Genomic DNA, 15,911 nt, shown 5'->3' with positions numbered 1-15,911 from the left:
GCAACAGGAAATCGCGATTGGGGGATCCGTCGTAATATTGCTTCGCACAAAACTGGACCTTCATGTCCGACCCGGATCCTTCAACGGACAGCTCGAACTTTGCCCTCGGGCGGCTGAGAGCTCTCCTCGACGACAGCGCCTTCGACGGAGAGCGCCTCCCATCCGAGCGGGTGCTGGCGACCCGGCTCGGCATCGGGCGACGCGCTCTGCGTCGGGCGCTCGAGGTGCTGGAAGCCGAAGGCCGGATCTGGCGGCATCAGGGCAAGGGCACCTTCCTTGGGCCCCGCCCGGCCCAGGCGCAGACCAACTTGGAGGAGCTGACGAAGCGCACCCATCCGCTCGAAGTGATGGATGTGCGCCTCGAGATCGAACCCGCCCTCGCCCGGCTGGCGGCCATGCGGGCGACGAACGGCGACATCGAGCGTCTCATGCGCCTCGCCGACAGGACCGCGACCTCGTACGACGCGGACGGCCGCGAACTCTGGGACAGCGCCCTGCATCGCACCATCGCGGAGGCGGCGGGCAATTCTCTTCTCCTCGCCATTTTCGACATGGTCGACCGGATCCGCCAGGACACGACATGGCAGCTCTTGCGGGAGCGCGCGCGCTCCAGCGAGCGCCAGAAGATCTATGTGGAGCAGCACCGCCGCGTGATCGCGGCCATCGCCCAGCGGGAAGCCAGCGCGGCGGAACATGCGATGCGCGAGCACCTGGAACTCGTGCGGGAGGGCCTCCTGAAGGTCATGACGCGCCCCCTGCCCGACCGGACCGATGAACAGATACAGGCAGACCCCGTGCCCCAGAACAACAAGGATAGACTTCGCCATGGGACATGAAGCGGTGCGACAACCGATCACGGAAGCCCATACGCCACAGACGATTGCAACATCCGCTCAGCCTCTGCTGAACGTCCAGGGGCTGTCCGTGCGCTTCGATGGCGCTCCGAAGGGCGTGAACGTCGTCGACGACGTCTCGTTCTCGGTGAGCAAGGGCAAGACGCTTTGCATCGTCGGCGAGTCGGGCTGCGGCAAGAGCGTGACGTCTCTGGCCCTCATGGGGCTCCTGCCCACCCCGCCGGCGCGGATCGTCGGCGGCTCCGCCATGTTCGATGGGCAGGATCTGCTGACGCTCACCGAGCGCGAGCGGGCGGATCTGCGCGGCGACCGGATGGCCATGATCTTCCAGGAGCCCATGACCTCTCTGAATCCCGCCTTCACCATCGGCGACCAGATCGCGGAAGGAATCGTCCGGCACCGCAGGGTCTCCAAGGCCGAGGCCATGGAGCGGGCGCTGGACATGCTCAAGAAAGTGCGCATTCCCGCGCCCGAGAAGCGCCTGCGCGCCTATCCGCACGAGATGTCCGGCGGCATGCGCCAGCGCGTCATGATCGCCATGGCGCTCGCCAACGATCCGCAGCTCCTCATCGCCGACGAGCCCACCACGGCGCTAGACGTGACGATCCAGGCGCAGATCCTCACCCTCATCCGCCGTCTGCAGGAGGAAACCGGCACGGCCATGATCCTCATCACGCATGACCTCGGCGTGGTGGCGGAAGTCGCCGACGAGGTGGCCGTGATGTATGCGGGCCGCGTGGTCGAGAGCGGGCCTGTCGAGGCCATCTTCGAGGATCCTCAGCATCCCTACACCATCGGCCTCATGGGCTCCGTGCCGTCCCTCGGCCGGCGCCAGGGACGTCTCGCCACCATCCGCGGCACGGTGCCTCCTGCCGAGTTGATGCCCAAGGGCTGCCGCTTCACGCCGCGCTGCCCCTTCGCCGACACCCGCTGCGCGAACGATCCTCCGCCGCTCGCCGAGATCAAGCCCGGACACCGGGCGCGCTGCTGGTACGCCCCTCTCGAAATTCACCGCGGAGCCGCCTCATGAGCGTGATGCCCTCTTCCGACATCATCCTCGAAGGCGTCGGACTCAAGAAACATTTCGGAAGCGGCGGCCTTCTCTCCTCGCCGACGGTGGTGCGTGCCGTCGACGGGGTGTCCCTCGGCGTCCGGCGCGGAGAGACCTTTGCCATCGTGGGTGAATCCGGCTGCGGAAAATCCACTCTCGGCCGTCTCCTCCTGCGGCTCATCGAGCCGAGCGACGGCGACGTGCGCTATGAGGGCCGCTCGATCCTGAAACTCAACAAGAGCGAACTGCGCCGCCTGCGCCGCGACCTGCAGATCATCTTTCAGGACCCCTTCGCCTCGCTCAACCCGCGCATGAATGTGGGCGACATCATCGCCGAGCCGATCTGGCTGCACGACCTGGCGAGCGGCCGGGAGAAGCGCGAACGCGTGGCGGATCTCATGCGCACCGTCGGCCTTCTTCCGACCCATGCGGACCGCTACCCGCACGAGTTCTCCGGCGGCCAGCGCCAGCGCATCGGCATTGCCCGTGCGCTCGCAGGCGACCCGAAGCTGATCGTGGGCGACGAGCCTGTCTCGGCCCTGGACGTGTCGATCCAGGCGCAGATCATCAACCTCCTCGAGGATCTGAAAGACCGGTTCGGCCTCACGCTCGTTATCGTGGCCCACGACCTTGCCGTGATCCGGCATATGAGCGATCGGGTCGCCGTGATGTATCTCGGCGAGATCGTGGAACTGTCCGAAACGGACGCGCTCTTCGACAACCCTCTGCATCCCTACACGCAGGCGCTGCTGGCGGCGATCCCGATTCCGAGTCCCGCGAACCGGCAGCCGAAGGCCCTGCTGCAGGGCGACGTGCCGAGCCCCGCGGCTCCCCCTTCGGGCTGCCGCTTCCACACCCGCTGCCCCCATGCGCGCACCCTTTGCAAGGAGCAGCACCCCGCTCTCGAAACAGCGCCCGATGGGCGGCAGGTCGCCTGCCATTTCTGGCGTGAAATCCAGGGTGCCGGCGCTGGCTCCATCAGCGCTCCGCCCCCGAGCGCCGCGCTCGCCAAGCGCCTGGCGCTCTACCGAACTTGGCGCGAACGGCAGGATAAGCCCGTCGCGACGAGCCCCTGAACCCAGAGGACAGCATCCAGAGGAACCTTGGAGACAATCGAATGAAGAAAAGACTGCTGATGGCTTTGGCGGCCGGGCTCCTTGCGAGCACCGCCGCGTCCGCGCAGACCCTGCGCATCGGCCTGAACGAAGATCCGGACGTGCTCGATCCGCACCGCGCCCGCACCTTCGTCGGACGCATCGTGTTCACGTCGCTCTGCAACAAGCTCGTGGACATCACGCCCGACCTGAAGTTCACGCCGGAACTCGCCACGGAATGGCAATGGAGCGATGACGGCAAGTCGCTAACCTTCAAGCTGCGCCCCGGCGTGAAATTCCATGACGGAGAGCCGTTGAACGCGGCCGCCGTGAAGGCAAATCTCGACCGCGCCCGCACCCTGCCGGACTCGCTGCGCAAGAGCGAGCTGACGTCTGTCGACAATGTCGAGGCCGTCGACGATCTGACCGTGAAGGTGAACCTTTCTCGTCCGGACGCGACCCTGATCTCGCAGCTGTCCGACCGCGCGGGCATGATCCTGTCGCCGAAGGCCTTCGCCTCCGCAGATTTCGGCCAGAAGCCGGTTTGCTCGGGACCTTACAAGTTCGTCGAGCGCGTGCAGAACGACCGCATCGTTCTGGAGAAGTTCGCGGATTACTGGGATGCCAAGAACTACAACTTCGAGCGCATCGTATTCCAGCCGATTCCGGACACCACCGTGCGCCTCGCCAATCTCCGCTCCGGCAATCTCGACCTGATCGAGCGCCTCGCGCCGAGCGACGTTCCGGCCGCCAAGGGCGATTCCAACCTGGTCTTCGCTCCGGTCTCGGGCATCGGTTATCAGGGCCTGACCATCAACACCAACAACGGCGAGCGGGCCAAGTCTCCGCTGGGCCAGGACAAGCGGGTGCGTCAGGCGCTCGAGCTCTCCATCGACCGCAACGTGATCAACGAGGTGGTGGGCGCCGGCATCTATCCTCCGGCAGGTCAGCCGTTCCCGCAGGCGAGCCCCTACAACAACCCGAAATTCGCCGCCAAGGGCCGCGACGTGGCCAAAGCGAAGCAGCTCCTGAAGGAAGCGGGCGTGGACCGGGTGAAATTCGAGCTCACCTTCGGCACCAGCACCACGACGCAGCAGATCGCCGAAATCATCCAGGCCATGGCGGCCGAAACCGGTTTCGACATCACGCTGCGCCCGACCGAGTTCGCCGCCATGCAGAAGGAAGCCCAGGCCGGCAACTTCGACGTGAACGTGATCGGCTGGTCCGGCCGCGTCGATCCCGACGGCAACATCCATCCCTTCGTGACCTGCAAGGGAGCCCTGAACGACGGCCGCTACTGCAACGCCGAAGTCGACAAGCTCCTGAACGAGGCCCGCAGCATCAATGACGATGCCAAGCGCAAGCAGCTCTACGATGCGGCCCAGGAAATCCTGACCCAGGACCTGCCGATCATCTACACCTACTATCAGCCCTGGCCCTTCGTTCATTCGAAGAAGGTCCAGAACTTCAAGCCTTACCCGGACGGCATGATCCGCCTGAAGGGCGTGAAGTTCGCCTCCTGATAGCCTGACCAAGCCCGTGCCCGGTCGACAGAACCGGGCACGCTCCCTCTGTTTTCTGAAGCGGGTTCCACGAGCTGATGCTGCGCTACATCGGACGACGAATACTGATCGCCATCCCGACATTGATCATCGTGTCGGTCCTGGTCTTCGCCCTGCAGAAGCTCCTGCCCGGCGACCCGGTCCTGACCATGGCGGGCGAGGAGCGCGATCCCCAGGTGCTCGCCTATCTGCGCGAGAAGTATCGCCTGGACGATCCCATCCCCGTCCAGTACTTCGCCTGGATCAGCTCGGCCCTGACCGGAAATCTCGGGATCTCCCTACGCACAGATATTCCGGTGCTCGACCTGATCATGAGCAAGCTCCCCGTGACCATCGAGCTGGCGATCATGGCCATGATCGTGGCGCTGGCCATCGGCATTCCCACCGGCATCATCTCCGCGGTGAAGAAGGGAACGACAGTCGATTACACAGCCAACGTGATCGCTCTCTCGGGCCTGTCGATCCCGAATTTCTGGCTCGGCATCATGCTCATCATGCTGATCTCCGTTCGCTGGAAGCTCCTGCCCGCCTCCGGCTACGTCCCTCCCACCGAGGACTTGTGGCTCAACATCAAGACCATGCTCATGCCGGCCTTCGTGCTCGGCACGGGCCTGGCCGCAAGCCTCATGCGCCATACCCGCAGCGCCATGCTCGGCGTGATGCGCTCCGACTACATCCGCACGGCCCGCGCGAAGGGCCTTCTGTCCCGGAAGGTCATTCTCAAGCATGCCCTGCGCAATGCGCTCGTGCCCATCGTGACCCTTTCCACCCTGCTCTTCGGCGAGCTGCTCGCCGGTGCCGTGCTCACGGAACAGATCTTCACCATTCCGGGCTTCGGAAAGCTCATCGTCGATGCGGTCTTCAACCGTGACTACGCCGTGGTGCAAGGCGTCGTGCTCTGCACGGCAGTCGGCTTCATCTTCATGAACCTGCTGGCCGATGTCCTTTACGTTCTCGTCAATCCCCGCCTGAGGCACGCTGCATGACCGCCACAGCCGTTGTCGCCTATGAGGTCGCCCTGCCGAAGAAGCGCAGCCGCGTCCTTGCGAAGTTCCTGAAGAACAAGAGCGCCGTTCTCGGCGGCGCCATCGTCCTGTTCTTCGTCCTGGCAGCCATCATCGGGCCCTATCTCGCGCCCTTCGATCCGGTCAAGCCGAGCTTCACGAGCATCCGCAAGCCTCCATCCGAACTGTTCTGGTTCGGCACGGACGAACTCGGGCGCGACCTTCTCTCCCGGATGCTCTGGGGCGCACGCGCCTCCATCATGGCGGGCGTGGTCTCCGTGTTCATCGCCATCGTACTCGGCGTCCCCTTCGGCCTCGTGGCAGGCTATTTCGGCGGCTGGATCGATGCGGCGATCTCCCGCGCCACGGATGCCATGCTGGCCATCCCGTTCCTCATCTTCGCCATCGCCCTGGCCGCCTTCCTCGGCCCGAGCCTGACCAACGCGATGATCGCCATCGGTCTCTCGGCCATGCCGATCTTCATTCGCCTCACCCGCGGACAGGTGCTGACGGTCAAGGCGGAGGATTACGTGGAGGGCGCGCGCGCCATCGGCCTTCCCGATTTCTGGATCCTGGTGCGCTACGTTCTGCCGAACGTGCTGCCGCCGATCCTGGTCCAGGGCACGCTCACCATCGCAACCGCCATCATCGCGGAGGCGAGCCTCTCCTTCCTGGGACTGGGCCAGCAGCCGCCGAACCCTTCCTGGGGCTCCATGCTCAACACGGCCAAGAACTTCATGGATCAGGCTCCCTGGATGTCGATCTTCCCGGGCACGGCCATCTTCCTGATCGTGCTGGGCTTCAACCTTCTCGGCGATGGCCTGCGCGACGCGCTCGATCCCCGCGAACAGTAAGAATGACGCCAACTTCGGATAAGAAATGATGTTTACGACACGGCCTGAGATCCTCGGCACCTTCGGCATCGTCACCTCGACTCACTGGCTCGCCTCGGCCGCGGGCATGTCGATGCTCGAAAAGGGCGGCAACGCCTTCGATGCCTGCGTCGCCTCGGCCTTCGTGCTGCAGGTGGTCGAGCCGCATCTGGTAGGCCCTTCGGGCGAGGTCCCCGCCGTCTTCTATTCGGCCAGGACCAAAAAGGTCGAAGTGCTGTGCGGCCAGGGCACGGCGCCGCAGGGCGCGACCATCGCACATTACAGGGGCGAGGGGCTCAAGCTGATCCCCGGCAACGGCATGCTCGCCACCGTCGTGCCCGGCGCGTTCGACGCCTGGATGCTGCTGCTGCGCGATCACGGGCTTCTCTCGCTCAGGGACGTGCTGGAGCCCGCCATCTATTATGCCGAGCAAGGCCATCCGCTCCTGCCGCGCGTGGCGGATACGATCAAGGGCCTGAAGGAGTTCTTCGAAACAGAATGGCCAACCTCCGCGGCGGTCTATCTGCCGGGCGGAGAGGTTCCAAAGCCCCGTCAGCTGTTTCGCAACCCGCAGCTCGCGGATACCTGGAAGCGCATCATCCGCGAGGCCGAGGCCAAGGGCAGCGACCGCGAGGCCCAGATCGAGGCTGCGCGTCATGCCTTCTACAAGGGCTTCGTGGCCGAGGCCATCGATGCCTTCGTGCGCAAGACGGAGGTGATGGACCAGAGCGGCTCGCGCCATCGTGGAGTGCTGACGGCCGACGACATGGCGAAGTGGCAGGCCTCCTACGACACGCCCCAGACCTACGAGTATCACAACTTCCGGGTCAACAAGATCAGGCCCTGGGGCCAGGGTCCGGTCTTCCTGCAGACCCTGGCGCTGCTGAAAGGCTTCGATCTCGCCGCCATGGGCCCGACCAGCGCCGCGTTCGTGCACACGGTCGTCGAAGCCATGAAGCTCGCCTTCGCGGACCGCGAGGCCTATTACGGCGATCCGAACTTCATCGACGTTCCGATCGAGACCCTGCTGTCGGACGCCTACAACGATGAGCGCCGCAAGCTGATCGCCGACAAGGCTTCGCTGGAGCTTCGCCCCGGCCGCGTCGAGGGCTACGAGGATCAGGTCGAGCGCACCCTGAAGGCGCTACGCGACCTCTCCACCACGGACCGCAAGGTGTCCGGCGGCGAGCCGACGCTCCAGTCCATGCGCTCGGCGCGCCGTGGCGATACGGTGCATATCGACGTGGTGGACCGCTTCGGCAACATGATCGCGGCCATGCCTTCGGGCGGCTGGCTGCAATCCTCGCCCGTCATTCCCGAGCTCGGCTTCATGCTCAATTCCCGGGCGCAGATGTTCTGGCTCGAAGAGAACCTGCCCGCGAGCCTCGCGCCGGGCAAGCGCCCGCGCACCACGCTCACCCCGACCCTCGCGGAAAAGGACGGCGAGCCCTACATGGTCTTCGGCTCGCCCGGCGGCGACCAGCAGGAGCAGTGGCAGCTGCTTCTCTTCCTGCGCCATGCCCATCACGGGCTGAACCTGCAGGAGGCCATCGACCTGCCCATGTCGCACACGGCGCATTTCCCCTCATCCTTCTATCCGCGTGAGCAGAAGCCCGGCCACCTCATGGCCGAGGAAACCTACGGAGCCGAAGTCCTCGACGATCTCCGCGCCCGCGGCCATGACGTCGAGGTCGCGCCCGCCTGGACCGTCGGACGTCTCGTTGCGGCAAGCCGCGACAAGGACGGGCTGCTGCACGGGGCCGCGACGCCGCGCCTCATGCAGGCCTATGCGGTCGGCCGCTGAGGAGTAGGCCATGACCTGGTCGATCATCGCGAAGGACCCCGAGACCGGCGCCTTCGGGGTTGCCGTCACCACCAAGTTCTTCGCCGTGGGAGCGCTCTGCCCCCATGGCGCGGCGCGGATCGGCGCGCTCGCCACGCAGGCGCTCGTCAACCCGCTTTATGGCACGGACGGCATTCGCCTTCTTGCCGAGGGCCGCAGCGCCCATGAGATCGTGACCATGCTCACGGCGGGCGATCCCGGGCGGGAAACGCGCCAGCTTCACGTGATCGACCGGGAGGGTCGCACTGCGGCCCATACGGGGAAGGATTGCATCGACTGGTGCGGTCATCTCAGCGACGAGGGCGTCTCGGTCGCGGGCAACATGCTCGCCGGCCCTGCCGTGATCGAGGCCACCCTCGACACCTATAAGCGGCGCATGGACCTGCCCTTCGCGGACCGCCTGCTGGCGGCCCTCGATGCCGGACAGGCGGAGGGCGGCGACAAGCGGGGCAAGCAATCGGCCGCGCTCAAGATCTGGCGCGACGAGCCCTACCCGGTCCTCGACCTGCGCGTCGACGATCATCCGGAGCCCTTGGACGAGCTGCGCCGGCTTTACGGCGTCGCCCATGAGCGCTTCCTCGCCTTCATGGACGCCATGGCGACCCGCGCCAATCCCGGCGGCATCACGGACCGTTCCTGGATCGACCAGCGAGCCCGGGAATACCAGGCGCGGCTCGGGAAGAGCCTCTCCTCCTCCTGAGGCGCCAGCAATACTATCACTTGCCGCAGGACCCAAAAGATCCTACGGCAGATGTGCTTTTCAGCAATGGACCTTGCGATGTTCGGCATCCCTCTCTTCGATTTGGCATGGCTCGTGGCCGCACTCCTGGCAGCCGGTGCCGTTACGGGCCTGCTCGCGGGCGTCTTCGGCGTGGGCGGCGGCGCGGTTGCCGTACCGATCCTCTATGAGCTCTTCCGCATTCTGGAGGTGCCGGAGGAAGTCCGCATGCCGCTCTGCGTCGGCACGTCGCTTGCCATCATCATCCCCACCTCCATCCGCTCCTTCAACGCTCACAGGGCCAAGGGCGCGGTGGATATGACGATCCTGCGTGTCTGGGCCGTGCCGGTGGTGCTGGGCGTCGTCGTGGGCAGCATCATCGCCCGCTATGCGCCGGCCGACCTGTTCAAGGCCGTGTTCGTGGTCGTCGCCGGCATCTCGGCGATCCGCCTGCTCTTCGGCAAGGATACCTGGCGTTTCGGCCTCGATATGCCGGCCAAGCCGATCATGGTTGTCTATGGCTGGGTCATCGGCATTCTCTCCGCGCTCATGGGCATCGGCGGCGGCCAGCTCTCGAACCTGTTCATGACCTTCTACAACCGCCCGATCCATCAGGCGGTGGCGACCTCCTCGGGACTCGGCATTCTCATCTCGATCCCCGGCGCGATCGGGTACGTCTATGCCGGCTGGCCGCACATGGCCGATTATCCAAACGTCATCGCCTTCCAGCCGCCGCTGGCGCTGGGCTATGTCTCGCTCCTCGGCTTCCTGCTCTTCATCCCCACCAGCGCGTGGATGGCGCCGATCGGCGCGCGCCTGGCCCACCGCCTGTCCAAGCGCAGGCTCGAAGTCGCCTTCGGCCTCTTCCTTCTCATCATCTGCGCCCGTTTCGCGGTAAGCCTCCTCACTTAAGCCATGGATGAGCTCCAATCTTCGCCGGATTGGAGCTCCCCATGTCGGGATCGAGCGCAGGACATCTCCATGCCTATCTCGCCGGCAGCGGGCGGGACGGACAAGGACGTCTTGCCGCCGACGTGCTGGCCTTTTCCGACGAGGAACTGGAAGCGGTTCACGACTATATCCAGTGGCTGTTTCCCCTGACCACCCGCAGCGCCGCGCAGCCTCACGCGCCCGTCCTCACGCAAGGCGAGATCGACGCCATCAGGGCCGATCCGCGCGCTGCCGAAACCTTGAGGAAGGCCGAGGAGCGCATACGCCGCTTCTATCGGAATACGGCCTGGTGGCTCACACCGTACGATCACAACCATCTGCGGATCACGCGCATTCTGCACAGCCTGAAGCTGCTCGCCGCCCCGGAAGACGCCCAGCGATTTTACCGTGCAATCCTCCAGCTCCATGAGGAGGCCGGAAGCCCGGTGAATCGGCGCAGCCTGCGCTTCTGGGCGCAAGCCGCAGGCGAAGCCACGCCATAAAGAGAAACGGGGGCCAATAGCCCCCGCCTCATTATGCGTACTTCGTCTGAAGATAGGCCAGGTAAGGCGCCGGATCGAGCCGCCGGCCCGTCTCGCGCTCCAAGAGCTCGTCGCGCGTGTAGCGGCGGCCATGCTGCCAGATCCTCGCGCGCAGCTCTTCCGCCAGAGCGCCATACTCGCCCGCCTCAATGGCAGCGTCGAGCGACGGGTTCTGCTGGCGAAGGGTCTCCATCACCTGAGCCCCCATGACATTGCCGACGGTATAGGTCGGGAAGGAACCGATATAGCCCGTGGACCAGTGCACGTCCTGCAACACGCCCTTGGCGTCGTTCGGAACCGTCAGCCCGAGATCGCGCTTGATCGCCGCGTTCCAGGCATCGGGAAGGTCCGAAACGGGCAGCGATCCGTCCATCAATGCGCATTCGATATCCGTGCGCAGCATGATGTGGAAATCATAGGTCAGCTCATCGGCCTCGACGCGGATGAATCCGGGCTCGACCCGCGTGACGGCGCGATAGAACTCCTCCGCAGTCACATCGCCGAGCTGTTCCGGAAAATGCCGCTGCAGCTCTGGGAAGTTCCGCTGCCAGAAGGTGCGGCTGCGGACGATGTGGTTTTCCCAAAGCCGCGACTGGGATTCGTGTGCGCCGAAGCTCGTGCCGCTGACCGCATAGAGTCCCACGAGATCGGTCGCGAGCGTCGTGCGGACATAGGCCGGATCGGCGCCCTGCTCATAGAGCGCATGGCCGGTTTCGTGAGCCGTCCCGAAGATGGAGGCCGGGAGATAGTTCCGGGTATAGCGGGTGGTGATGCGCACGTCGTTGCGCGTGAAGGACACCTCGAACGGATGCACGGTGGTGTCGAGACGCCCGCGCCGGAAATCGTAGCCGAGCTTTTCGGCCAGGGTCAGGCCGAAAGCGCGCTGCCCTTCCTCCGGATAATCGCGGAACAGGAAGTCCGAACGGGGCTGAGGCCGCGACCGGGCAGCGTCGAGGATCGGCAGCAGCCCGGCCCGGAGCTTCGCGAACAGGGCCTTGAGGCTCGCGGCCGTTTCGCCCGGCTCGTAGATCGATACCATGGCGTCATAGGGATGCTCGCTCCAGCCGATGCAATCGGCATAGGCGCGGGAGAGCTCGACCGTCTTGGCGAGATGCGGAGCGAAGATCGAAAAATCGCTCTTCGACCGCCCCTCGATCCACGCGGCCTGCGCCACCGTGCGAAGAGCCGCCCGTTCCTGGATCAGCGATGCGGGAACGCTGCGGTGATGCTCCAGCGCATGGCGCGTCTGCCGGACCATGCGTTTCTCGGCGGCATCCTCAGGCAAGCCCTCGACGGCCCTCTCCGCCTGCTCCAGCGCCTTCTCGGTTTCGGGCGCAAGCAGCAGATCGCGGGCGATCCGGGTCAGGGTTGCAATCTGCTGGCCCCGGGTCTCCGCACCGCCTGACGGCATCATCGTGCGGGAATCCCACGTCAGCAGGGAGGTCGCGTTCAGCACGTCGTTGACGGCGGCGATGCGCTCGTGGAGCGCCGCTAGGGAGGCTTGCTGGGACATTATGCTCACGTCTCTGAATTAATCCGTTCCACCGGAGTTGAGATGGCAGGCGGAGAAGCGCCCCGGACCGATGGCAGCCAACGGCGGGGCCTCCCGCTTGCAGCGCGGACCGGCGAAGGGGCAGCGGGGATGGAAGTGGCATCCGCTCGGCGGATTGAGCGGCGAGGGAATTTCACCGGCGATGGGATGAAAGCTCTTCTTGCCGACACCGATCCGCGGCACGCTCTCGAAGAGCGCACGGGTATAGGGATGGTTCGGCTGGGCGTAGAGTTCCGCCGTCGGCGCCAGTTCCACAATGCGGCCGAGATACATGATCGCGACCCGGTCCGACACATGGCGCACCACGCCGAGATCGTGGCTGATGAAGATGCCCGTCAGGTCGAGATCCTGGCGCAGATCCATGAACAGGTTGAGCACCTGAGCCTGGATCGACACGTCCAGGGAGGCCACCGGCTCGTCGAGAACGAGCAGGTCCGGCTTCATGGCGAGCGCCCGCGCGATGGCGATGCGTTGGCGCTGCCCGCCCGAGAACTGATGCGGAAAGCGCCTGCGATAGCTGGGGTCGAGCCCCACACGTCCGAGCAGGTCGGCTACATAGGCATCCGCGTCGCGCGCCTTGACGATGTTATGCGCCACGGGGCCTTCCGCCACCGTATCGCCGATGCGCATGCGCGGATTGAGGCTCGCGAACGGATCCTGATGGATCATCTGAACCTGTGTCGTCAGCTTCTGCGTGCGGCGGCCCTGCTCCTTGGCGACGGGCGCGTTGCGGAACAGGATCTTTCCATCGCTCGGCGTATAGATGCCGGCGATGATACGCCCGAGGGTGGACTTGCCGCATCCGGACTCGCCGACAAGGCCGACAACCTCACCCTTGGCGACGGAGAGGCTGACATCCGACACGGCGCGCACAACCTCCATCTTCTGGCCTGCGCCAAGAAGACCGGCAATGCGCTCTCCCAGGTTGGGACGCTTTACGAAGCGCTTCGATACGTGGTCGATGTCGAGGATGGCGGCTGACATGAAACGGGCTCGATCGGATAATGACAAAGGGCGGTGCGTCCGTCTTCGAACTGCCGGACAGGCGGTGTAGTCGTGCAGGCGGGACCTGCCTTGGCGCAGCGGGGCGCAAAGGCGCAGCCCGGCGGCAGGTTCGCCAGAGAAGGCGTCGAACCGGGAACCTGCGGAAGCTTCGTTCCGGGCTCGTGCTCCGCCGGAACGGAGGCAAGAAGCCCCGCAGTATAAGGATGACGCGGCGCGGCGATGACATCGGCGGCCGGACCGCTCTCGACCACGCGTCCAGCGTACATGACGCAGATATCGTCCGCGAGGCTCGACACCACGGCCAGATCGTGCGTCACCCACACGAAAGCCGTTCCGGTTTCGTCCGCGAGACGACGAACCTCGGCGAGGATCTGTCCCTGGATCGACACGTCGAGCGCCGTCGTCGGCTCGTCGGCGATGATGACCGCAGGGTTGTGCAACAGGGCAATGGCAATCGCCACGCGCTGGCGCATGCCGCCGGACAGCTGATGAGGATACGCCTCCAGCCGTTCCTCAGGGCTCGGTATGCCGACCTTGGCCAGCGCATCGCGGGCCCTGTCACGGGCAACCTTCCCGGAGACCCTGTCATGCGCCCGCACGGCCGCGATCATCTGCGTGCCGATCTTGAGAACCGGGTTGAGTGTCATCATCGGGTCCTGGAAGACCATGGCGATCTGGGCTCCCCGGACCTTGCGCATGGCTTCACCCTTGAGACGGGTGAGATCCTTGCCGTTCAGGAGAACCTCGCCGCCGGCCACGCGGCCGGGCGGCTCGATCAGGCCGAGGATCGAGTAGCCCGTCACGCTCTTTCCGGAGCCGGACTCGCCCACAAGACCGAGGATGCGGCCACGGCCCACCTCGAAGCTGACACCGTCCACGGCCTTGAGGATACCGGCACGGGTCTGGAACTGCGTCTGAAGATCCTTGACGCGGAGAACGGGTTCACTCATCGGCTGCGCCTCGGATTCAGAACGTTGCGAACCTGGTCGCCAACCAGATTGATGGCGACGACGGTCAGCATCAGGGCGATGCCAGGGTAGATCGAGATCCAGTAACGGCCCGACAGCAGGAACTGGAAGCCATTGGAAATCAGCGAGCCGAGCGAGGGCTGCGTGAGGGGAAGACCCAGGCCGAGGAAGGATAACGTCGCCTCGAGGGCGATGGAGTTGGCCACCTGCACGGTCGCCACGACGATCAGCGGCGGCAACGCATTGGGAAGAAGATGCCGGAACAGCACGTGGCGGGCCGGGAGCGGCGTCGAAAGCGCCGCCTCGATGTAATCCTTGCGCCGCTCCGCGCTGGCCGCGCCATGGGTGGTGCGCGCGAAATAAGCATATTGCGCGGCGACCAGAGCAGCGACGAGCTGCATCAGCCCCTGCCCCAGCATGGCGACGAGCACCAGCGCCAACAGGATTGCAGGCAACGAGAGCTGCAGGTCGATGACGCGCATGATCAACGCTTCGACGCGCCCCCCGTAATAGGCGGCGATGAGGCCGACCGTCGTGCCGAGGACCAGGGCCAGGCTGCCGGCCATGACGCCGACGATCAGGCTCGTGCGCAATCCGTAGAGGATCGCGGAGAAGATATCGCGCCCGGCGGCATCGGTGCCGAGCCAGTGCACATAGCCGCCGGAGCCGATTTCGCCGGGCTCCAGGCGGGCATCGAACAGATCGAGCGCTTCCTGGTTGTAGGGATCCTGCGGCGCCACGAAGGGCGCGAGGACCGCCATGAGAACGATGGCGACCACCACGATTAGAGCGGCGATGGCGACAGGGCTCTGGCGGAAATCGGACCAGAAATTGGCAAGACGGGTCCAGCCGGTTTCCGCCGGCAAGGTCAGGGCGGGAGACTGGCTCATGACGCGGCCTTCACGCGAATGCGGGGATCGAGCTGGCCATAAACCAGATCGACGACGAGATTGATCAGAACGAAGAGGAACACTACGAGAATGAGATAGGCGACCATCACGGGACGATCGAGCACGGTGATCGAGTCGATGATGAGCTTGCCCATGCCGGGCCAGTTGAACACCGTCTCCGTCACCACGGCGAAGGCGAGCGTCGAGCCGAGCTCGAGACCGAAGACCGTCACGATGGGAATGGAGATGTTCTTGAGCACATGAAGGCCGACGACCTTCGCCTCCGATAGACCCTGAGCGCGGGCGAAACGTACGAAGTCCGAGCTCATCACCTCGACGGTGCCCGCCCGCGTGAGGCGGATGAGGAGACCGAGCTTGAAGAGAGCGAGGTTGAAGGCCGGTAGGATGATGTAGCTCCACCCCTCGAGCGACGTGATCGACAAGTTCATCCCGAGCACTTCGGTGGTCGGCCCTCGTCCGCCCGAAGGGAGCCAGCCGAGCTCGACCGCGAAGGTCATGATCAGCAGAAGACCCACCCAGAAGCTCGGGACGCTGAAGCCGAGAACCGAAAACGCCATGATGGCCTTGGCCGAAAGGGATTCCGGCTTGTAGCCCGCCCAGAGGCCCAGCGGGATGCCGAGACAGGTGGCGATGAGCATGGCCGTGAGCGCCAGCTCCAGCGTTGCCGGGAAGCGCGACCAGATCAGGCTGAGCACAGGCAAGCGGTAAATGAAGGATTCGCCGAGATCCCCGTGCAGCATGTTGTTCATGAACACGAAGTATTGCTCGAACAATGGGCGGTCGAGCCCGTAGCGCTGGATCAAGGCCTCGCGCAGGGCCTGATCGGAACCTGGATCGATCATCACGTCGATCGGATTGCCGATGGCGTAGACGCCCAGGAAAACGATGATCGACATTGCGATCACCACCATGAGCGCCTGCAGGACACGCTGGATAATAAAACCGATCATGCTGTCTCTTGCAGGGTGTTCAGAACCGGAGGGCCGGGCACGTCAGCCATGCCCT

The 15,911-nt window shown here is 65.0% G+C and carries 15 protein-coding genes; 10 read left to right on the top strand and 5 right to left on the bottom strand.

What is annotated here, in order from left to right; genetic code table 11:
• Nucleotides 1-62 precede the first annotated feature (62 nt).
• The 10 genes from L879_RS0115885 to L879_RS0115840 all read left to right on the top strand — a co-directional run bounded on the left by L879_RS0115885 (nucleotide 63) and on the right by L879_RS0115840 (nucleotide 10,431).
• Nucleotides 63-836, top strand: a complete 774-nt coding sequence (locus tag L879_RS0115885) for a FadR/GntR family transcriptional regulator (protein ID WP_027316982.1) — start codon at nucleotides 63-65, stop codon at nucleotides 834-836.
• Entirely contained in the window at nucleotides 826-1,884 is a 1,059-nt protein-coding gene (locus L879_RS0115880; RefSeq protein ID WP_084021090.1) for an ABC transporter ATP-binding protein, read from the top strand. Before L879_RS0115885 ends, L879_RS0115880 begins: the two co-directional genes overlap by 11 nt.
• 5 nt (nucleotides 1,885-1,889) lie before the next feature.
• Nucleotides 1,890-2,981, top strand: coding sequence for an ABC transporter ATP-binding protein (locus L879_RS0115875; protein ID WP_438268120.1), 1,092 nt, complete (start codon nucleotides 1,890-1,892; stop codon nucleotides 2,979-2,981).
• A 41-nt stretch (nucleotides 2,982-3,022) separates the two neighbouring features.
• Entirely contained in the window at nucleotides 3,023-4,522 is a 1,500-nt protein-coding gene (locus L879_RS0115870; RefSeq protein WP_027316979.1) for an ABC transporter substrate-binding protein, read from the top strand.
• Between the two features lie 77 nt (nucleotides 4,523-4,599).
• Nucleotides 4,600-5,547: an ABC transporter permease gene (locus tag L879_RS0115865; protein ID WP_027316978.1), complete on the top strand. Its 948-nt coding sequence runs from the start codon at nucleotides 4,600-4,602 to the stop codon at nucleotides 5,545-5,547.
• A complete protein-coding gene (locus L879_RS0115860) occupies nucleotides 5,544-6,419 on the top strand; it encodes an ABC transporter permease (RefSeq protein WP_027316977.1) in 876 nt (291 codons plus the stop codon). Before L879_RS0115865 ends, L879_RS0115860 begins: the two co-directional genes overlap by 4 nt.
• Before the next feature lie 28 nt (nucleotides 6,420-6,447).
• Nucleotides 6,448-8,241 carry a gamma-glutamyltransferase family protein gene (locus L879_RS0115855; RefSeq protein WP_027316976.1) on the top strand — a complete coding sequence of 598 codons (1,794 nt, stop codon included), beginning with the start codon at nucleotides 6,448-6,450 and terminating at the stop codon, nucleotides 8,239-8,241.
• A 10-nt stretch (nucleotides 8,242-8,251) separates the two neighbouring features.
• Nucleotides 8,252-8,980, top strand: a complete 729-nt coding sequence (locus tag L879_RS0115850) for a DUF1028 domain-containing protein (protein ID WP_027316975.1) — start codon at nucleotides 8,252-8,254, stop codon at nucleotides 8,978-8,980.
• A 78-nt stretch (nucleotides 8,981-9,058) separates the two neighbouring features.
• A complete protein-coding gene (locus tag L879_RS0115845; protein ID WP_027316974.1) occupies nucleotides 9,059-9,910 on the top strand; it encodes a sulfite exporter TauE/SafE family protein in 852 nt (283 codons plus the stop codon).
• 41 nt (nucleotides 9,911-9,951) lie between these two features.
• The gene (locus L879_RS0115840) at nucleotides 9,952-10,431 is read left to right on the top strand and encodes an opioid growth factor receptor-related protein (protein ID WP_027316973.1); all 480 of its coding nucleotides are present in this window, start codon (nucleotides 9,952-9,954) and stop codon (nucleotides 10,429-10,431) included.
• A 31-nt stretch (nucleotides 10,432-10,462) separates the two neighbouring features.
• On the opposite strand, the gene L879_RS0115835 is transcribed toward L879_RS0115840, so the two are convergent.
• The 5 genes from L879_RS0115835 to L879_RS0115815 are packed head-to-tail and all read right to left on the bottom strand — an operon-like array spanning nucleotide 10,463 to nucleotide 15,856.
• The gene (locus tag L879_RS0115835; RefSeq protein ID WP_027316972.1) at nucleotides 10,463-11,983 is read right to left on the bottom strand and encodes a carboxypeptidase M32; all 1,521 of its coding nucleotides are present in this window, start codon (nucleotides 11,981-11,983) and stop codon (nucleotides 10,463-10,465) included.
• A gap of 18 nt (nucleotides 11,984-12,001) precedes the next feature.
• Nucleotides 12,002-13,006 (bottom strand): ABC transporter ATP-binding protein, encoded by a 1,005-nt coding sequence (locus L879_RS0115830; RefSeq protein ID WP_027316971.1) that lies wholly within the window; start codon nucleotides 13,004-13,006, stop codon nucleotides 12,002-12,004.
• On the bottom strand, nucleotides 12,958-13,977 hold the full coding sequence (locus tag L879_RS0115825) for an ABC transporter ATP-binding protein (RefSeq protein ID WP_027316970.1): 1,020 nt from the start codon (nucleotides 13,975-13,977) through the stop codon (nucleotides 12,958-12,960). The genes L879_RS0115830 and L879_RS0115825 overlap by 49 nt, the downstream gene beginning before the upstream one ends.
• Complete coding sequence (locus tag L879_RS0115820; RefSeq protein WP_027316969.1) at nucleotides 13,974-14,885, bottom strand: ABC transporter permease; 912 nt, start codon at nucleotides 14,883-14,885, stop codon at nucleotides 13,974-13,976. Before L879_RS0115820 ends, L879_RS0115825 begins: the two co-directional genes overlap by 4 nt.
• Complete coding sequence (locus tag L879_RS0115815; RefSeq protein WP_027316968.1) at nucleotides 14,882-15,856, bottom strand: ABC transporter permease; 975 nt, start codon at nucleotides 15,854-15,856, stop codon at nucleotides 14,882-14,884. The genes L879_RS0115820 and L879_RS0115815 overlap by 4 nt, the downstream gene beginning before the upstream one ends.
• Nucleotides 15,857-15,911: the final 55 nt, after the last annotated feature.

This window comes from Microvirga flocculans ATCC BAA-817 (assembly GCF_000518665.1).
Lineage (GTDB): Bacteria > Pseudomonadota > Alphaproteobacteria > Rhizobiales > Beijerinckiaceae > Microvirga > Microvirga flocculans.
Note: the sequence above shows the minus strand (reverse complement) of the source record. Positions and strands in the feature narration are given on the sequence as shown.